The 354-nt window shown below is 70.9% G+C and carries 1 protein-coding gene; it reads right to left on the reverse strand.

Annotated elements, in window-relative coordinates:
* Nucleotides 1–71: 71 nt before the first annotated feature.
* A complete protein-coding gene (locus VM95_RS38155) occupies nt 72–353 on the reverse strand; it encodes a DMT family transporter (RefSeq protein WP_045706307.1) in 282 nt (93 codons plus the stop codon).
* Nucleotide 354 lies beyond the last annotated feature (1 nt).

Consider the following 354-nt stretch of genomic DNA (forward strand, 5'->3'; position numbering starts at 1 on the left):
GGGTGTGGGTGGTGTCGGTCATGGGGTGGGGTCCTGTCGTGGGGTGGGAGTTGGGGCGGGGGGTGGGGGGTTCAGGCGGAGCCGCTGAGTTGGAGGCCGGCGACGCCGGCGATGACGGTGGTGATGCCGAGGGCTTTGCGTCCGTCGAGGTGCTGGCCGAACAGGGGTGCGCCGAGCAGGGTGATGCCCACGCCCGCGGTGGAGGTCCAGATGGCGTAGCCGGTGCCGACGTCGAAGGTCAGTAGTGCCTTGCTGAGGAAGTAGGTGCCGATGGCGCCGCTGGCCAGGGTGGCGGCGCTCCAGCGGTGGTTGGTGAAGCCTGCGGCTTTGCCGGCGGCGAGGGCGACGTCGATC

Origin of the sequence: Streptomyces rubellomurinus, from assembly GCF_000961885.1 — a bacterium.
Classification (GTDB): domain Bacteria; phylum Actinomycetota; class Actinomycetes; order Streptomycetales; family Streptomycetaceae; genus Kitasatospora; species Kitasatospora rubellomurina.